The organism is Vibrio sp. CyArs1 (assembly GCF_022432925.1).
In the GTDB taxonomy this organism is placed as follows: domain Bacteria; phylum Pseudomonadota; class Gammaproteobacteria; order Enterobacterales; family Vibrionaceae; genus Vibrio; species Vibrio mediterranei.
In genome coordinates this window covers 1-17,334 of the sequence record NZ_JAKRBO010000004.1, presented here as the reverse complement: position 1 = coordinate 17,334, position 17,334 = coordinate 1, and the positions used below count along the sequence as shown (strand labels likewise).

Sequence of the window (17,334 nt, the reverse complement as noted above, 5' to 3'; positions counted from 1 at the left end):
AACGTTTTACCGTCATTTTTTGGCTTTTTGCCGCGATAATGTCGTACTAAAGCGCGTTTCGTTGACAAAAATAGGCAAACGATTGGCTATAACTTAAAAGCAAAAATCGCTTGCTAATCGAACATTGATGAATAGAATAGACGTCTAGATGTAGATACACCTACAATATATCATTGAATTTTCTATAAGTGAGTACGATATTCTCACTTTAAAATGTAATTGGAGCTCTCATGGCTAAGCACCTGTTTACTTCTGAATCTGTATCAGAAGGCCATCCAGATAAAATCGCTGACCAAATTTCTGATGCGGTACTTGATGCAATCCTAGAACAAGACCCAAAAGCACGTGTTGCTTGTGAAACGTACGTTAAGACTGGCATGGTGATGGTAGGTGGTGAGATCACTACTTCAGCATGGGTTGATATCGAAGAATTGACTCGTGAAACTGTTCGTGAGATCGGTTACGTTCATTCAGATATGGGCTTTGACGCTGATTCTTGTGCGGTACTAAATACTATCGGTAAACAGTCTCCAGACATCAACCAGGGCGTTGATAAAGCAGACCCTAAAGAACAAGGCGCTGGTGACCAAGGCATCATGTTCGGTTACGCAACTAACGAAACTGACATCCTAATGCCAGCTCCTATTACTTACTCTCATCGTCTTGTTCAAAAACAAGCAGAAGTGCGTAAGAACGGTACTCTACCTTGGTTGCGTCCTGACGCTAAATCTCAAGTAACGTTCCAATATGACCAAGGTAAGATAGTTGGTATCGATGCCGTTGTTCTTTCAACTCAGCACTGTGATTCAATCTCTACACCAGACCTACGCGAAGCGGTAATGGAAGAGATCATCAAACCAGTACTACCATCAGAGTGGATCAACAAAGAAACTAACTTCTTCATCAACCCAACCGGTCGTTTCGTAATCGGTGGTCCAATGGGTGACTGTGGTCTAACAGGTCGTAAGATCATCGTTGATACATACGGCGGCGCAGCTCGTCACGGTGGTGGTGCATTCTCTGGTAAAGATCCATCAAAAGTAGACCGCTCTGCAGCATATGCAGCACGTTATGTAGCGAAAAACATTGTTGCTGCTGGTATGGCAGATCGTTGTGAAATCCAACTTTCTTACGCTATCGGTGTTGCTGATCCAACCTCTATCATGGTGGAAACATTCGGTACTGAAAAAGTATCTCACGACATCATCGTCGAAGCAGTACGTCAAAACTTCGACCTACGTCCATATGGTCTGCAAGAGATGCTAAACCTTCTTCAGCCAATTTATAAGAAGACAGCAGCATACGGTCACTTCGGTCGTGAAGAGTTCCCATGGGAAGCGACAGACAAAGCAGCAATCCTACGCGACTTTGCTGGTTTATAATCTGCCAACTCTGAACTAATACTCTAAAAAGCCTTCAAAATATTTTTTGAAGGCTTTTTAGTATTTATTGCTAACCATTTCAAACACTTTGTTGCAATATTGTTAAAAATAGATATTGCAGCACGTGATTTATACCCTTCTAAAAATTGTGTTTTCTCACAACTCGGTTAATAGTTAATCAAAAGTGCCCTTGCAAACAGACCTTTTCAGGTCTGTGGTTCGTACTGTAAATAGAGCACTTATGAGGGGAAGACGCTAAACAACGACATTTTGCTAGATCTGTTCGTGCTGAATGACCAGCATAGTTAGCGCCATGCCCTGAGAAACGTAGGCCAGTTTGTCAAATCAGGGAGGACATATGCCTCGAACTGTAAATACCGACGACTTCCACAAGAAACACGAAGTCAGGGATCAAGATTACGCTAAAACTATTCCTTGCAATCAACTGAGTGTATCAGCACCATTTCACTGGTTAGCACTTGGTTTGCATGACCTTATTCGGATGCCAATTATCAGCGCATTTTATGGCTTATGCTTTACTGCTGCCGCTGTCGCGATTGTGCTATTAGTACAATGGCAAGGAACTCATCTGGTCATCATGCCAAGTTTGGTGGTTTATATGCTCATAGGGCCATTTTTGGCACTTGGATTGTATGACGCTGCTTGGGAAAGAGAAAAAGGACACAAACCCAGTCTGTTCCACTCCATGAACGCCATCGGTAGAAATTCCACCTCACAGTGGGCATTTGCTGTTTTACTCGCTGTAGCGATGATTTTCTGGATGAGAATCGCAGCCTTGTTGCACGCTCTCTACCCTTCTGTGCAAGGCGCACCCTTGACTGATTTTGCACCATTTTTGATTACGGGTAGTGTTATTGGAGCTGTGATTGCTTCGATTATCTTCAGCATTTCAGCGTTCTCGATTCCACTCATGATGGAGAGACGCGTCGATGTGATGACCGCCGTGTTTACTAGCTTCAATGCGGTCAAATCGAATATACCAGCCATGATTGTTTGGGCTTTGGTAATCTGTGGCGGTATCTTGATTGGCTTCGCTACCTATGGCATTGGGATGATCATTACTATGCCAATCCTAGGCTATGGTACATGGCACGCTTATCACGAGACCATTAAGAAAAAACATCATCCTTAAGCCATCGAGCAATATATTGCAAACATAACCAATGTCTCTAGAATAACGCCCTCATTTGGGCGTTATTTTTTGATTGAGTTAAATGAAATCATCTCCATCCGAAGAGCTGCACTACCTCGCAGTAAAAAAACTAGCACAATGTATCGAAAAGGCTCGTCACTACTTTGAGCGAGACTTTCGCATGCCCGCGCTCAACTACCAACTTCGTGGCAAAGCGGCGGGAAAAGCCTACTTGCAAGCGTGGGAGATACGTTTAAATCCTGTCTTGTTTGCCGAGAACCAACAAGCTTTTATCAACGAAGTGATTCCACATGAAGTCGCTCACCTCATTACGTTTGCTTGCTTTGGTCGAGTGCGCCCACATGGAATGGAGTGGCAAATGGTTATGAACCAAGTCTTTTCGTTAACACCCAAGACCACACATTCTATGAATGTTCAATCCGTTCAAGGTCGTACCTTCGAATACCGCTGTCAGTGCGACACTTTCCCCGTATCCATAAGAAGACACAACAAAGTGATGCGTCAGCAGGCCAGTTATCGTTGCCGAAAATGTGGCAGCCAAATTGAATTCACGGGCAAACAACTCAGTTAAATTGAGGGTCTTTGCCGAGTAATCTACATATCTATCGGTAGATTAGGCACTTTTTGCGAGTTAAACTAGGTTATCTCAACCTTTTTAAAGACTTGCAATGAATCGTTATTTATCTTTTGTCTTGGCGCTATTCATCGGTTTTACCTCATTCTCAGCGCTTAGTGCTCCACCTAGTAGCTTTAGCAAAGCGAAGAAAGAAGCCGTCAAAATCTATGCGGATCACCCTATCAGTTTTTACTGTGGGTGTGATATTCAATGGCAAGGCAAAAAAGGCGTTCCAGACCTGTCATCTTGTGGTTATCAAGTCCGCAAACAGCAGAAACGTGCGAGTCGTATTGAATGGGAACATGTCGTTCCCGCATGGCAATTTGGCCACCAGCGCCAATGCTGGCAAGAAGGTGGCCGGAAGAACTGCACTCGAAACGATAAAGCTTTCAAATTAATGGAGGCAGATTTACACAATCTCACACCGGCTATCGGTGAAGTCAATGGCGACCGCTCCAATTACAACTTCTCTCAGTGGAATGGTATTGATGGCGTCAGTTATGGTCGTTGCGAGATGCAAGTTAACTTCAAACAACGCAAAGTCATGCCACCAGACCGAGCTAAAGGTTCCATCGCCCGCACCTACTTATATATGAGTAAAGAGTACGGGTTTAAGCTATCCAAACAACAAACACAGTTAATGCAAGCCTGGAATAAAACTTACCCTGTCGACACTTGGGAGTGCACTCGCAATGAACGCATCAAGCGTATTCAAGGCAACGATAACCCATTTGTGGCAGAAGCCTGTAAAAATCCTAGCTAAATCGAGACGCCAGCCCTTGTAATTTTATGGGCGGGCATCCATCTTATACCTCTATACAGTTTTGTTCTTTGGAAGTTTTTATGCGTATACCTCGTATCTATCACCCTGAACCAATCCACGCTTTAGGGACTCTTGCACTAAGTGAAGATGCCGCTGGCCATGTGGGCCGCGTATTGCGCATGAAAGAAGGTCAAGAAGTGTTGTTATTTGATGGCTCGGGCCATGAATTTCCAGCCACTATTACTCAGATTGGCAAAAAGAATGTGGACGTCGACATACAAGAAAAAGCGTCGGCCAGCATAGAATCACCTTTGGATCTGCATTTAGGTCAGGTCATTTCTCGTGGTGACAAAATGGAGTTCACTATTCAAAAGTCGGTTGAGTTAGGCGTCAATACCATCACCCCGCTTATCTCAGAGCGCTGCGGCGTTAAGCTCGATGCTAAACGCTTTGAAAAGAAACTGCAGCAATGGCAAAAGATTGCTATCAGTGCTTGCGAACAATGCGGGCGTAACACCATTCCTGAAATTCGACCGATTATGTCGTTAGAGCAATGGTGTGCGGAGCCATCGGAAGCCCTTAAGCTCAACCTACATCCAAGAGCGAAATATTCAATCAATACCTTGCCAGAACCTGTTACTAAGGTTCGCCTGCTTATAGGCCCTGAAGGAGGTCTATCGGCGCAAGAAATTGAAATGACAGAACAATATCAATTCGAAGAAACCCTGCTTGGTCCTCGTGTTTTGCGAACAGAAACGGCGGCATTAACAGCCATCACTGCACTGCAAGTACGCTTTGGCGATTTAGGTTAACGGGAGAAAAATAATGCTCAAACTCGGTATCGTGATGGATCCAATTTCATCCATCAACATTAAGAAAGATTCTAGTTTCGCAATGATGTTGGAAGCCCAACGTCGTGGTTATGAAATCCATTATATGGAAATGAACGATCTGCATTTAGATCAAGGTACAGCCGTTGCCGATACCAAGATTGTCACGCTGAAAGAAGACCCAAATGGTTGGTATGAATTCACTTCTGAGCAAACTATTGAGCTGTCAGAACTTGATGCCGTATTGATGCGCAAGGATCCACCATTTGATACTGAATACATTTACGCGACATACATCCTCGAGCGCGCAGAGGAGAAAGGCACATTAATCGTTAACAAGCCACAAAGTCTACGTGACTGCAACGAAAAGCTATTCACAGCTTGGTTCCCAGAGCTTACTCCAACGACGATTGTGACCCGCAAAGCAGACAAGATTAAGCAGTTCCGTGACCAGCATGGTGACGTTATTCTTAAGCCACTAGATGGTATGGGCGGTGCCTCCATTTTCCGCGTTAAGCAAGATGACCCTAACGTGTCCGTTATTATTGAAACGTTGACTAATCACGGTCAAAATTACGCAATGGCACAGACTTTTGTTCCTGACATCAGCAATGGTGACAAGCGCATCCTCGTCGTTGACGGAGAGCCTATGCCATATTGCTTAGCTCGCATTCCAGCGAAAGGTGAAACACGTGGTAACCTGGCTGCAGGTGGCCGTGGTGAAGCTCGTCCCTTAAGTGAGACAGATAAGCAAATAGCCGAAGCCGTTGCTCCAACTTTAAAAGAGAAAGGCCTAATATTTGTAGGTCTGGATGTGATTGGCGACAAACTAACTGAAATCAATGTCACCAGCCCAACTTGCATTCGTGAGATTGAGGCCGCCTTTGACATCTCTATTACTGGCAAGCTGATGGATGCCATCGAGCGCCGTTTAGGGAAGTAACCGTGGGAGAGGCCATGATGAACCTAGCCAACCATTTTCTTGTTGCTATGCCGGGGATGCAAGATCCCTACTTTCAGCGCAGCGTCATTTATGTGTGTGAACATAATGAAGAAGGCGCAATGGGGATTATGATCAATACCCCTATTGATGTCACCGTTGCCAACATGCTCAAGCAAGTGCAGGTCGAGTTACCCATTGCCTCTCAAACCACTCACAGCAAGAGCCTCGATGAGCCGGTGCTAAATGGAGGCCCAGTGTCTGAAGATCGAGGTTTTATCCTCCATAAACCTAAAGATAAATATCAATCAAGCATACAGATCACGGACAAGGTTTCTGTCACGACCTCAAAAGATATTCTGGCGGTACTCGGTACTGATGCTCAGCCTGATAACTATCTGGTGGCTCTCGGCTACTCTGGATGGAGTGCCGGCCAACTTGAATCTGAGTTGGCTGAAAACTCTTGGTTAACCATTGAAGCTGATCCTAGCATCATTTTTGATACTCCAGTCGAAGAAAGATGGAGTACCGCCGTTGCTATGCTTGGCATTGATATTGCCCAGTTATCCACGCAAGTCGGGCATGCCTAACCTCCCGAATCGTTTACTGTACGACGTAAGAGACAAAACACTATGACATCCAGAACCATTATCGCCTTCGATTATGGAACCAAGAGTATTGGTAGCGCCATTGGTCAAGAAGTCACTGGCACCGCAAGTCCACTGAAAGCCTTCAAAGCCAAAGACGGCATTCCAAACTGGGATGATATTGAGGCTATGCTCAAAGAGTGGCAACCAGATCTGATCGTTGTTGGATTACCGACGGATCTGCATGGCAAAGCACTAGAGGAAATTACCGCACGAGCGAAAAAGTTTGCTAATCGAGTTCATGGCCGATTTGGGCTTCAAGTAGAGTTGCACGATGAGCGTCTATCCACCGCGGAAGCGCGAGCAGAATTATTTGAGATGGGTGGTTATAAAGCTCTATCGAAGGGCAATGTTGACTGTCAGTCAGCGGTAGTGATTTTAGAAAGCTGGTTTGAAGCGCAATGGGCTTAAGTTCAGTAACAAAAAAGGATGACCAATGAGTCATCCTTTTTAATCGATTATGTCTACTCAACCTACTAAGGTCATTAATTAAACACGTAATTAATCGACTTTCAATTCTTGAAGCATTGACTCTGGCAGAGCCAGTTCGTCGTTTTTGTTTACTTGAATACCCGCAGCAATAATCGCTTCCGCAATCGCTTTTGCCTCTTCTAAAGAGTGCATAGCCGCCGTACCACACTGATACTCATTTAGCTCAGGAATCTTGTTCTGGCTTTCTACTTTCAGAACGTCTTGCATCGCGCTTAACCAAGCGTCAGCTACTTGTTGCTCTGAAGGTGTACCGATTAAGCTCATGTAGAAACCTGTACGGCAGCCCATTGGAGAAATATCGATGATTTCAACAGCATCACCATTTAGGTGTGCACGCATAAAGCCAGCGTATAGGTGCTCAAGCGTGTGGATGCCTTTCTCAGAAAGGATATCTTTGTTTGGCGCCGTGAAACGTAAGTCAAACACCGTGATGGTGTCGCCTTTTGGGGTTTGCATTGTTTTCGCTACACGTACGGCTGGTGCGTGCATCTTTGTGTGGTCTACCGTGAAGCTATCCAGTAGTGGCATGATTGATTCTCCTTAGCGTTATTCACCGCAAAAGCCGTGAGTAAGTGATTAGTGGCTCGATTGTAAGGGGCTACACCTAGAGGTGCAACCACACTTACTTGTTAATCGCCTGCATACGTTCTGGGGTGAGATACGCAAAATAGTTCGTTAAGAAATCATCGAAACTTTCTTTGTCTGAAGCTTCAATCACTTTCTGAACTTCAACCGAACGAATCACTTCCGTTTCCATAAGATCAGACGAATAAGCATGATATTGATGATCTAAGTTCTTCTGGCGGTATTCTTTACCAAGCTCGCAACCCACTTTACCTAGACCACCTAATGCCTTTGTTTTCTCAAGTAAACGGCCAGAAATGGACAGTTCAGGGTCGTCGTTCCAAGCTTCCAGTGTGTCACACACTTTTTGATATTCGTTGCCACCGTGAGCAGCATCCATATGTTTAGCGATTTCTCGAAGGTCCACGAACACACGTTTTACCCATGATTGGCTATCAAGCACTTCACCGTCACAACCGATTTTCAGTTCAAGTCCAACTTGTCGGCCTTCAACAATCACTTTGTTCCAGTTTTCACGCCAACATTCAAGTTCACAATTGTCCATAGGCTCAGAGTCTTTCAAAACACACCAAGTTAAGAAGAGATCTAAGAAACGAATCTGATCCGCAGTAATTCCAATTGGACTAAATGGATTCACATCTAAAGAGCGAACTTCAATGTACTCAACACCTGCACGTGATAGCGCTTCTGATGGTTTTTCACCGCTTTGAGCCACACGTTTAGGACGAATCGGAGCATACAGCTCATTCTCAATCTGCAACACATAGTCGTTAAGCTGGCGATACTTTCCATCCACTTTTACGCCAATCTTGGCAAAATCTTCAGAAGGAGTGTGGATCGCTTGGTTTAGCCCTTCAAGGTACTGGTCAAGACTGTTAAAACCAATTTTAAGTGCACTCTGAGCGCTATTGGTATAACCCAAATCACTCAGTCTCAGCGACGTTGCTTTTGGCAAATAGAGCGTGCCGCCCACTTTTTCAAATGGCAGTTTAGTCTCCTTTCCTTGCAGGAAAGACGCGCAAATGGCCGGTGACGCACCAAAGAAATAAGGAATTAACCAGCCAAAACGGTAATAGTTTCGGATAAGACCGAAGTAGGCTTCCGATTTCGCATCTTGGCGTGCTTTTTCGTCTTGCTCACCAAATAGCGCATCCCAGAATGACTCTGGGAATGAGAAGTTAAAATGCACGCCGGAAATGATCTGCATTAAGCTACCGTAGCGATGCTTTAGTCCTTGACGATAAAGTGTCTTCATACGTCCAGAGTTCGAGCTGCCATATTGAGCTAAGGCGATATCATCTTCACTGCCCACATAACAGGGCATAGACAGTGGCCACAATTTCTCGTTGCCTAATTTCGTCTGAGTAAAATGATGGATATCAGATAACTGATTGATCAGCGTATCAACATCACGAGAAACTGGTGTAATAAACTCCAGTAGTGATTCGGAGAAATCCGTCGTAATGTATTCGTTCGTTAGGGCTGAGCCTAGCGCCTCTGGATGCGGCGTTGTCGCTAAGTGGCCATCGTCGGTATAACGCAACGATTCCCTTTCCACACCTCGTCCAAACTGTTTAAAAATGGTTTGGTCTTTAGCAACTTGATCCAGTCGCGCAGCAAATTTAGTCACAATGCGATTCGCTTATAGTTCGTTATTCCAATTGAAGACTGGGGACACCATACACGCTATCTTATTGAATAAACAAGAGCCGATGCCACCCATCCCTTCTATATGGTCACTCTATTGTGTGATTTCAAGTTCTTCAATTGGAATATTCAGTTTCTCAAGTTGCGGTTTTAGACTCTTCGCGTCTCCCACAACTATGATTTGGTATTGGTTTGGATCGAACCACTTCGCAGCCAGCTCATTAAGCACCGATTTGTCGACCGATTCTACAATGTCATTGCGCTGCTGGAGGTAATCCTTATCCAAACTATAGGTTAAAATTGACGACAACAAACTGGCTTTTTGACTTGGTGTTTCGTAAGTCAATGCATCTTGTTGTCCCACAGCAAGGCGCATAAACTCTAGTTCTTCATCGGTCATACCATTTTGGCTGTAGTCTTTTAACTCTTTAATGAGCTCTTCAATTGAAGGAATCGTCGCGTTAGCTCTCACTTGAGCACTAAAGACAATCGCTCCAATTTCACGATTACTCGCGAAATAACCACTCGCACCATAGGTGTAACCTTTGTCCTCTCGCAAATTCTGATTGATCCTGCTATTGAAGTTACCCGCCAAATTAAAGTTAGCCAGTCGACTCAAATACAGCTCGCCCGTTGCGTCAAACGGCAACCCTCGGCGCACCAACCGTACAATACTTTGTGGTGCAGCTGGCTTATCTACCAAGAAGATATGTTGACCAGTTAAAGGCGCTACTGCTTCCGGACGAATCAGTGGTGTCGCTTCTCCGTTCCAAGACTGCCAAAATGCCAATTGCTTCTTGATCTGTTTCTGGGAAATATCGCCAACCACCACTATTTGAGCCCCTTGTGGTGTGTAGTGCTTGCGATAGAAGCGCTTCACGTCATCAAGCGTAATTGAAGCAATCGACGCTTCAGTACCATCAGATGAGCGGCCAAATACAGAGTCTCCAAACAACACCTCTCTTGTCGCTTGTGATGCCATCCAGCTTGGTTTCTGATGTTGGTAAACCAAGCCTTCTAGCGTTTGTGCTTTCAAGCGGTCAAAGTCTTCCTGTTTCATGGCAGGGTGGAATAGCGCATCCTCGAGCAGCGCTAAGGTCTCTGGCAAGTTCTTCGCTAGAGCCGAGACCGACACGCGTGTGGTGTAAGCTCCTGCGCTAAACCCAATTCGGCTACCTAATCGATCGAGCTCTGCTTGCAGTTCTTCCACGCTGCGTGTTGTGGTTCCTTCCTCCATCATGGAAGCTGTTAGCCCCGCTAAGCCTTCTTTTCCTTTCGCAACATAGCGATCGCCTGCAGGCAATTGGAAGTGAATCTCCACCGTTGGTGTTTCTCGTGTTTCTGTACCTAGTAGCTCACTGCCATTATCAAACTGCAAGCTGTAAAGTGCTGGCATCTTAGCTTTAACCCCTTCCGCTACTTTAGGCATAACGCTGCGATCAAAGGTGTCAACAGGTCGTCGGAATACCAATTGCTCTTCCGTCACTTTGCTATATTTCGGTAATGTTCTAGGCGGAGTCACGAAGTTAGCAGGCTCTACCGCCATATCTTTACGGCCTTTAGGCACCACACTCAAGGTGACTTTATGCTTATCGTTGATGAAGGTGTCGTAAGCATTAGCCACATCCTGAGGAGTAACCGCACGTATCTGCTTTAATTGCTGTTCTAAGCGATCTGGTTGCCCAAAGAAGGTTTCGTTAGAGGCTAACTGAGAGACCTTACCTTTGACACTTTGCAGTGCGAAAACAGCACCTGATTCAGAAAGGCCAGTGATCTGTTTCAGCCTCTCTTCACTGATGCCTTGTTTTTCAAACTCATTTAACGTCGCTAACAACTCGTTGTATAGCGCTTTTAGACCATCTTTATCTGTTGAAGCGCCCATAGCGTACACGTAGAAGTTACAAGCTAGCTCATTACAATCGTTGAATGCCCCAGCATCGAGCGCCTTTTGCGTCTTGATTAGTTTTTGATACAACAAGCTATTGGTGCCACCACCGATGGCGTCAGCCATTGCCTCGAGCACGGCTTGATCTTTTGCGCCTCGATAGCTCGTCGTAGGCCAACCAATCACTACCATCGGCTGACGAATACGATCTTCTAACGTCACGTAACGATCGTTTGGCAGCACTGCTGGCTGTTTTGGTGCTTTGTCGACTTCAGGTCCTCTCGGAATAGAACCGAAGTATTTTTCTACCCATGCCAATGTTTGTGCTTTATCGATGTCACCACCAATGGTGAGCACGGCATTGTTTGGTCCATACCAACGTAGGAAAAATGCTTTAAGATCATTCACGTCAACACGATCAAGATCTTCAACATACCCAATTGGCTGCCAAGAATAGGGGTGCCCTTCAGGGAACATGGCTTCACCCATTTTCTCCCATATCAGGCCATAAGGACGGTTATCGTAGTTTTGAGCACGTTCGTTTTTTACCGTATCACGCTGAATTTCAAATTTTTTCTGAGAAACTGCTCCAAGCAAAAAGCCCATACGATCCGCTTCAAGCCACAACATTTTCTCTAATTGGTTAGATGGAACAGTTTCAAAATAATTAGTGCGATCGCGCGTGGTCGTACCGTTTAAAGTGCCACCCGCTTCGGTAATGATCTTAAAATGTTGCTGATCACCGACGTGTTCTGAACCCTGGAACATCATATGTTCAAAGAAGTGTGCGAAACCGGACTTTCCGACCTCTTCACGAGCCGATCCCACATGATAGGTGACATCCACATGTACTAAAGGATCCGAGTCATCGGGCGCTAAGATAACAGTGAGGCCATTTTCCAAACGGTATTTAGAATAAGGAATCATGACCTTGTCTGGGTCAGCTTTGGCCTCTTCAATTAGAGTGACACCTTTAGGTAAAACACTACTGGCTTGATTTGACGGTTCGTTACTACTGCAACCGTATAGAAAGACCAGCGATAGAACGCCGAGCCAGATCTTTTTCATAAATGCTCCTTAGAAAAGACCGTAGAAGATAGCGGTCAGCGCGATATAACGTAGCGCTTTACCAATCGCAATAAGCACAACACATGGCAGAAACTTCATCCGCAGCCAACCTGCTGCTAAACACAAAGGGTCGCCAATGACGGGTAACCAACTCAACAATAACGTCCAGTAACCATATTTCTGTATCCATGCCATGGCTTTATGACCATGTTTCTCTTCCTGAGTTCGATTTGGCAACCAAATACCAATCCAGTAGTTGGTTAACCCTCCAAGAGTATTCCCTATGGTAGCAACCAAAATCACCATGGCCGGAGTGTATTGTTGCAAACTTAAGGTTGCCACTAGCCCGGCTTCTGAGCCACCTGGAAGCAAGGTCGCACTTAAAAACCCAGAAATAAAAAGAACCGCGAGTGCGGAGTCGGCAAACCATGACTCCGCTAGGTATTGAGAAAATGTTTCTAGCATTGCATATCAAGTAGGACTTTGCCGCGAGTGCGGCTGGTTTCGACTTGTTGGTGAGCCTCAACCACTTGTGAATAAGGGAAAACGTGCTGAATTTCGGTTTTTAACAGTCCAACACCTACCATATACAGTAAGGTTTCCATTTGTTTGGTATCGGGAGACACTAGCATTCCACTCGCTTCAAAACCAAGAAGTTTGGCTTTTTCGCATACTAGCTCTGCCGTAATCGTCGGAATGGTGATAACTCTAGCATTATCTTTAAGACACTTAAGTGCATCTAACGCGACATCACCACCGACTAGGTCAATCAGTACATCGACATCGCTTAGTCGCTCTGAAGCTGGCGCGAATTCATAATTGATAGCATGAGCGCCTAATGTAGCCAAATAATCGAGATTGCGCTCACTGCAAGTGGTGTACACCTCTGCTTTAGTCGCCACTGCTAGTTGAACCGCGATGTGACCAACGCCACCTGCACCCGCTAGGATTAACACTCGCTCGCCCTCTTGCACCTGAGCTTTATTAATTGCTTGTGCTGCTGTTTGCCCAGCCAATGGCAACGCTGCTGCTGCCTCTAAGGCAACCGTGTTAGGCAACGCAGTAAGCTCTGTTTCGGGTACACACACATATTGACTATAACCACCTGCACGAAGAGGAAACCCAATAAATCCCACGACCTCTTGGCCTACTTCAAACGCCTGTGCGCCTTTACCTAAACCAGCAATTGAGCCCGAGATATCATAACCCGGTACCCAAGGTAAGTTATCTTTGTTTTCAGCTGCCGCCCACCCCAATCCAGCACGCGTCTTCACATCAATAGGATTAATGCCAGCATAGGCGACTTTTACCAGCACCTCACCGGCTTTTGGTTGAGGAATATCGACCTCCTGAAATGCCAATACTTCTGCTGAACCAAATTCTGGGATGACTATTTGTTTACACTTCATCGCGGCTTCCTCTTCCAATTTGAGATTCCATAGTAACGAAATACCTGTTTGAGTCTAGATTATCTTTTCATCAACCCACATCCAGTATGTAACAAATTCAATCACTTTTGTGACTCATTATCTTGGCCTGATAACCAAAGATAAAAAAGGGGGAGCCTAAGCTCCCCCGATTAATACAATATGGATTCGCATTTAGCCTACCAGAGCTAACAAGATACCTGCAGCTACTGCCGAGCCTAATACGCCAGCTACGTTAGGACCCATTGCATGCATCAAAAGGAAGTTTTGTGGGTTAGCTTGTAAGCCCACCTTATTTACGACACGCGCAGCCATAGGTACCGCAGAAACACCAGCTGCACCAATCAACGGGTTAATATCTTCTTTAGAGTATTTGTTAAGCAGCTTCGCCATTAACACCCCAGCCCCAGTACCGATACTAAAGGCAACAGCGCCGAGAGCGAGAATACCCAAGGTCTCAAAATTTAGGAACTCTTCTGCTTGAAGCTTCGAGCCCACACCAAGACCTAAGAAGATCGTCACAATATTGATGAGCTCATTTTGTGCCGTCTTCGATAATCGGTCGACAACGCCGGCCTCTCGCATCAAGTTACCCAGACAGAACATACCCACTAAAGGTGTTGCTGAAGGGAGGAACAAGATAGTCATCAACAAGACGGCCAATGGGAATAATATCTTTTCACCTTTACTAACATGGCGAAGTTGCGCCATCTTAATAGTACGTTCTTCTGGCGTGGTCAGTGCTTTCATAATCGGTGGCTGGATAATAGGAACCAATGCCATGTAGCTATATGCAGCGACCGCAATTGCACCGAGAAGATCCGGTGAAAGTCGGCTTGCTAAGAAGATAGCTGTTGGACCATCCGCACCACCGATGATGGCAATGGAAGCAGCATCTTGCATCGAGAACTCCATACCCGGTACATAGTTCAGCAAAATTGCACCAAACAAGGTAGCGAAGATACCAAACTGAGCCGCAGCCCCTAACCATAAGGTTTTCGGGTTAGCGATTAATGCTCCAAAGTCAGTCATTGCTCCGACACCCATAAAGATGAGTAATGGGAACACGCCAGACTCGATACCGATATAATAGACGTAGTACAGCAAACCACCCGGCTCGGTAAAACCAGCATTTGGAATGTTCGCTAAAATAGCGCCAAAGCCAATAGGTAAAAGTAGTAGTGGTTCAAAGCCCTTACGAATCGCTAAGAACAGCAAGGTGCATCCGACCAAGATCATGCAGATTTGGCCGAATTCAAAGTTAGCGATCCCTGTTTCTGACCATAAGGTCATCAATCCTTCCATGGTGCTCCCTTACGCTAAGCTAACAAGAGGTGCGCCTACAACAACAGCATCACCTTCTTTCACGTGTACATCTTGAACCACGCCGCTTTGCGCAGCACGCACTTCTGTTTCCATCTTCATCGCTTCTAAGATAAGTAGCACATCACCTTCTTGAACCTGAGCACCAGATGCAACATTAACTTTAAAGATATTCCCCGCTAACGGAGCAGAAACCGCTTCAACATTCGTTGCAGCAGCAGGAGCTGGAGTGGTGGCAGGTGCTACGGACGCAGGTGTCACTGAAGTAAGCTCACCTTTTGGACCCACTTCAACATCGTAAACCTGACCATCGACTTTCACGCTATAAGACTCAATTCCCGCGGCACTTGCTGTTGGAGCTGCAACAGGGACAGCAGGTTTTGCTTCTTCTTTACCAGGAGCAGGCTCAAACGCATCAGGGTTATGGCGATTTTTCAAGAACTTAAGCCCTACTTGAGGGAAGAGCGCATAAGTAAGAACATCATCCACTGTATCTTCGGCAAGGGAAATACCATCGGATTTTGCTTTTTGCAGTAGGTCTTCCGTCAATGTGTCGAGTTCCGCTTCCAATAAATCAGCTGGACGACAGGTAATCGCTTGGGCACCATCGAGCACTTTTGCTTGAAGTTCAGCGTTAACTTCTGCTGGCGCCTTACCGTATTCCCCTTTAAGCACACCAGCTGTCTCTTTAGTAATACTCTTATAGCGCTCACCCGTTAATACGTTGATCACCGCTTGAGTACCAACAATCTGTGATGTTGGCGTCACCAAAGGAATAAAGCCAAGATCTTCACGAACTCTTGGGATTTCTTCGAGAACTTCATCAATACGATCCGCTGCACCTTGTTCTTTTAGCTGCCCTTCCATATTGGTCAGCATGCCACCTGGAACTTGCGCAATAAGGATACGTGAATCAACACCTTTCAGTTGACCCTCCCATTTCGCATACTTCTTACGAACTTCACGGAAATACGCTGCGATAGGTTCAATCTGCTCGAGCTTAAGATTAGTATCACGTTCAGTGCCTTGCAGCATTGCCACAACGGTCTCTGTAGGCGTGTGGCCATAAGTCTGACTCATTGAAGAGATAGCCGTATCTAGAATATCTATCCCAGCTTCGACTGCTTTAACCGCCGTTGCCGTTGATAGCCCGGTTGTTGCATGACAGTGCAGCGCAAGTGGCACTTCACATGATGATTTTATGCGTGAGATAAGTTCTTCGGCTTCATAAGGTTTAAGTAAGCCAGACATGTCTTTAATACATAAAGAATGACAACCTAAGTCTTCTAAGCGCTTGGCTAAATCAACCCATGTATCCGTGTTATGTACAGGGCTTGTCGTATAAGACAGTGTACCTTGCGCGTGAGCACCAACATCAACAGCAGCTTTTACTGCTTTTTCAAAGTTGCGTACATCATTCATCGCGTCAAAAATACGAAACACGTCCATACCATTGGCATGGGCACGTTCAACAAATTCTTCCACCACATCATCAGCATAGTGGCGGTAACCCAATAGGTTTTGTCCACGCAATAGCATCTGCATTGGTGTGTTTGGCATGGCTTTTTTAAGTTCGCGTAAGCGTTCCCAAGGATCTTCCCCTAAGAAACGAATACACGCATCAAAGGTTGCGCCCCCCCAAGTTTCTAAAGACCAATACCCCACTTTATCGAGCTCAGCTGCGATAGGTAACATATCTTCAATACGCATCCGCGTTGCGAACAGAGACTGGTGGGCGTCACGAAGTACCACGTCCGTGATAGCTAGTGGTTTAGACATGCTCATTAACTCCTTTTAAGCTTTAACTCAATCTATTTAGCGGCCGAAGTGCGGTATTGATGAACAGCGGCAGAAATCGCTGCAACAACACTTGGGCTAACACCATTTGAGGGGGATTGTTGTGTTTTAATTTTTGTAGGAACTGCGATCGGTTCGGGCACTTCTTCTGGTACCAATTTCGACATTAACCGAACGAGATAAACGAGGATTGTTAGGAATACAAATACAACAGCCATACCCGTGAACATTAGGGCGGCTGCGTCTCCTAGCAGGCTTCCAATATTAGTCATGTTGCGTCCTTTCTTTGTCATCCTGACAAGTTACTCAATCATAAAACGTGGCGTCACTGCACACAGATTGACAAGCAATGGTTCTTGCATTGATCCATTGCAAGAGGTCTAGGATTATCTCGATTGGTGAAAGTTTGTCAATTTTGTTTAATCTACAGTCGTCATTAAAACGTCATTCAAATGAAAAACTATGATGAGCACGACAATTTATGGTGTATTTGTACTTACACAGAACTTCATACTATGACTCAACCATAGATTTCAACATAAACAAACTGGGGTTGGAAAACTGAGACAGGCTTAAAATTACCGCGATTTATCCTTAAAAAACATCACGTTGTAATCACAAGGTTATTGATATGATAAATTTTTGTTAATAAAAAACCCCGCCTAAGCGAGGTTTCTAAATAATGGCGCGCTCGGAAGGATTCGAACCTTCGACCGCCTGGTTCGTAGCCAGGTACTCTATCCAGCTGAGCTACGAGC

At 45.3% G+C, this 17,334-nt stretch carries 16 protein-coding genes; 8 read left to right on the top strand and 8 right to left on the bottom strand.

Annotated elements, in window-relative coordinates:
* Window positions 1-230 precede the first annotated feature (230 nt).
* From metK to ruvX, 8 genes are all read left to right on the top strand, one after another.
* Window positions 231-1,382 (top strand): methionine adenosyltransferase, encoded by a 1,152-nt coding sequence (gene metK, locus MMA19_RS13405; protein WP_006075173.1) that lies wholly within the window; start codon window positions 231-233, stop codon window positions 1,380-1,382.
* A gap of 358 nt (window positions 1,383-1,740) precedes the next feature.
* Window positions 1,741-2,535 (top strand): DUF2189 domain-containing protein, encoded by a 795-nt coding sequence (locus tag MMA19_RS13400; protein WP_240206448.1) that lies wholly within the window; start codon window positions 1,741-1,743, stop codon window positions 2,533-2,535.
* Window positions 2,536-2,617: 82 nt separating this feature from the next.
* Window positions 2,618-3,127: a SprT family zinc-dependent metalloprotease gene (locus tag MMA19_RS13395; RefSeq protein WP_006075171.1), complete on the top strand. Its 510-nt coding sequence runs from the start codon at window positions 2,618-2,620 to the stop codon at window positions 3,125-3,127.
* Between the two features lie 97 nt (window positions 3,128-3,224).
* Window positions 3,225-3,935, top strand: a complete 711-nt coding sequence (locus tag MMA19_RS13390; protein ID WP_240206447.1) for an endonuclease — start codon at window positions 3,225-3,227, stop codon at window positions 3,933-3,935.
* Window positions 3,936-4,015: 80 nt separating this feature from the next.
* On the top strand, window positions 4,016-4,747 hold the full coding sequence (gene rsmE, locus MMA19_RS13385; protein ID WP_240206446.1) for a 16S rRNA (uracil(1498)-N(3))-methyltransferase: 732 nt from the start codon (window positions 4,016-4,018) through the stop codon (window positions 4,745-4,747).
* A 13-nt stretch (window positions 4,748-4,760) separates the two neighbouring features.
* Window positions 4,761-5,708, top strand: a complete 948-nt coding sequence (gshB, locus tag MMA19_RS13380) for a glutathione synthase (protein WP_063605854.1) — start codon at window positions 4,761-4,763, stop codon at window positions 5,706-5,708.
* Window positions 5,709-5,725: 17 nt separating this feature from the next.
* Window positions 5,726-6,295: a YqgE/AlgH family protein gene (locus tag MMA19_RS13375; RefSeq protein ID WP_031493705.1), complete on the top strand. Its 570-nt coding sequence runs from the start codon at window positions 5,726-5,728 to the stop codon at window positions 6,293-6,295.
* 42 nt (window positions 6,296-6,337) lie between these two features.
* Complete coding sequence (ruvX, locus tag MMA19_RS13370) at window positions 6,338-6,763, top strand: Holliday junction resolvase RuvX (RefSeq protein ID WP_006075166.1); 426 nt, start codon at window positions 6,338-6,340, stop codon at window positions 6,761-6,763.
* Between the two features lie 90 nt (window positions 6,764-6,853).
* Here the strand turns inward: ruvX and luxS are convergent, their stop codons facing one another.
* From luxS to MMA19_RS13330, 8 genes are all read right to left on the bottom strand, one after another.
* Window positions 6,854-7,372: an S-ribosylhomocysteine lyase gene (luxS, locus tag MMA19_RS13365; RefSeq protein ID WP_031493706.1), complete on the bottom strand. Its 519-nt coding sequence runs from the start codon at window positions 7,370-7,372 to the stop codon at window positions 6,854-6,856.
* A 94-nt stretch (window positions 7,373-7,466) separates the two neighbouring features.
* The gene (gene gshA / locus MMA19_RS13360; protein WP_240206445.1) at window positions 7,467-9,059 is read right to left on the bottom strand and encodes a glutamate--cysteine ligase; all 1,593 of its coding nucleotides are present in this window, start codon (window positions 9,057-9,059) and stop codon (window positions 7,467-7,469) included.
* A 111-nt stretch (window positions 9,060-9,170) separates the two neighbouring features.
* Window positions 9,171-12,029, bottom strand: a complete 2,859-nt coding sequence (locus MMA19_RS13355; protein WP_240206444.1) for a pitrilysin family protein — start codon at window positions 12,027-12,029, stop codon at window positions 9,171-9,173.
* 9 nt (window positions 12,030-12,038) lie between these two features.
* A complete protein-coding gene (locus tag MMA19_RS13350) occupies window positions 12,039-12,494 on the bottom strand; it encodes a YqaA family protein (protein ID WP_031495418.1) in 456 nt (151 codons plus the stop codon).
* A complete protein-coding gene (locus tag MMA19_RS13345; RefSeq protein WP_031495420.1) occupies window positions 12,488-13,438 on the bottom strand; it encodes an NADP-dependent oxidoreductase in 951 nt (316 codons plus the stop codon). The genes MMA19_RS13350 and MMA19_RS13345 overlap by 7 nt, the downstream gene beginning before the upstream one ends.
* A gap of 192 nt (window positions 13,439-13,630) precedes the next feature.
* Window positions 13,631-14,761 carry a sodium ion-translocating decarboxylase subunit beta gene (locus MMA19_RS13340; RefSeq protein WP_006075160.1) on the bottom strand — a complete coding sequence of 377 codons (1,131 nt, stop codon included), beginning with the start codon at window positions 14,759-14,761 and terminating at the stop codon, window positions 13,631-13,633.
* 9 nt (window positions 14,762-14,770) lie between these two features.
* On the bottom strand, window positions 14,771-16,558 hold the full coding sequence (oadA, locus tag MMA19_RS13335; RefSeq protein ID WP_240206443.1) for a sodium-extruding oxaloacetate decarboxylase subunit alpha: 1,788 nt from the start codon (window positions 16,556-16,558) through the stop codon (window positions 14,771-14,773).
* Window positions 16,559-16,590: 32 nt separating this feature from the next.
* On the bottom strand, window positions 16,591-16,848 hold the full coding sequence (locus MMA19_RS13330) for an oxaloacetate decarboxylase subunit gamma (protein WP_006075158.1): 258 nt from the start codon (window positions 16,846-16,848) through the stop codon (window positions 16,591-16,593).
* Between the last annotated feature and the right edge of the window lie 486 nt (window positions 16,849-17,334).

Excerpts from the sequence above, each read along its gene's own strand:
- MMA19_RS13345 (WP_031495420.1), bottom strand. The coding sequence starts at position 13,438 with ATGAAGTGTAAACAAATAGTCATCCCAGAATTTGGTTCAGCAGAAGTA.
- MMA19_RS13355 (WP_240206444.1), bottom strand. The coding sequence starts at position 12,029 with ATGAAAAAGATCTGGCTCGGCGTTCTATCGCTGGTCTTTCTATACGGT.
- MMA19_RS13340 (WP_006075160.1), bottom strand. The coding sequence starts at position 14,761 with ATGGAAGGATTGATGACCTTATGGTCAGAAACAGGGATCGCTAACTTT.
- MMA19_RS13400 (WP_240206448.1), top strand. The coding sequence starts at position 1,741 with ATGCCTCGAACTGTAAATACCGACGACTTCCACAAGAAACACGAAGTC.
- MMA19_RS13395 (WP_006075171.1), top strand. The coding sequence starts at position 2,618 with ATGAAATCATCTCCATCCGAAGAGCTGCACTACCTCGCAGTAAAAAAA.
- metK (WP_006075173.1), top strand. The coding sequence starts at position 231 with ATGGCTAAGCACCTGTTTACTTCTGAATCTGTATCAGAAGGCCATCCA.
- MMA19_RS13390 (WP_240206447.1), top strand. The coding sequence starts at position 3,225 with ATGAATCGTTATTTATCTTTTGTCTTGGCGCTATTCATCGGTTTTACC.
- MMA19_RS13330 (WP_006075158.1), bottom strand. The coding sequence starts at position 16,848 with ATGACTAATATTGGAAGCCTGCTAGGAGACGCAGCCGCCCTAATGTTC.
- ruvX (WP_006075166.1), top strand. The coding sequence starts at position 6,338 with ATGACATCCAGAACCATTATCGCCTTCGATTATGGAACCAAGAGTATT.
- MMA19_RS13375 (WP_031493705.1), top strand. The coding sequence starts at position 5,726 with ATGAACCTAGCCAACCATTTTCTTGTTGCTATGCCGGGGATGCAAGAT.
- luxS (WP_031493706.1), bottom strand. The coding sequence starts at position 7,372 with ATGCCACTACTGGATAGCTTCACGGTAGACCACACAAAGATGCACGCA.
- MMA19_RS13350 (WP_031495418.1), bottom strand. The coding sequence starts at position 12,494 with ATGCTAGAAACATTTTCTCAATACCTAGCGGAGTCATGGTTTGCCGAC.
- gshB (WP_063605854.1), top strand. The coding sequence starts at position 4,761 with ATGCTCAAACTCGGTATCGTGATGGATCCAATTTCATCCATCAACATT.
- rsmE (WP_240206446.1), top strand. The coding sequence starts at position 4,016 with ATGCGTATACCTCGTATCTATCACCCTGAACCAATCCACGCTTTAGGG.
- oadA (WP_240206443.1), bottom strand. The coding sequence starts at position 16,558 with ATGTCTAAACCACTAGCTATCACGGACGTGGTACTTCGTGACGCCCAC.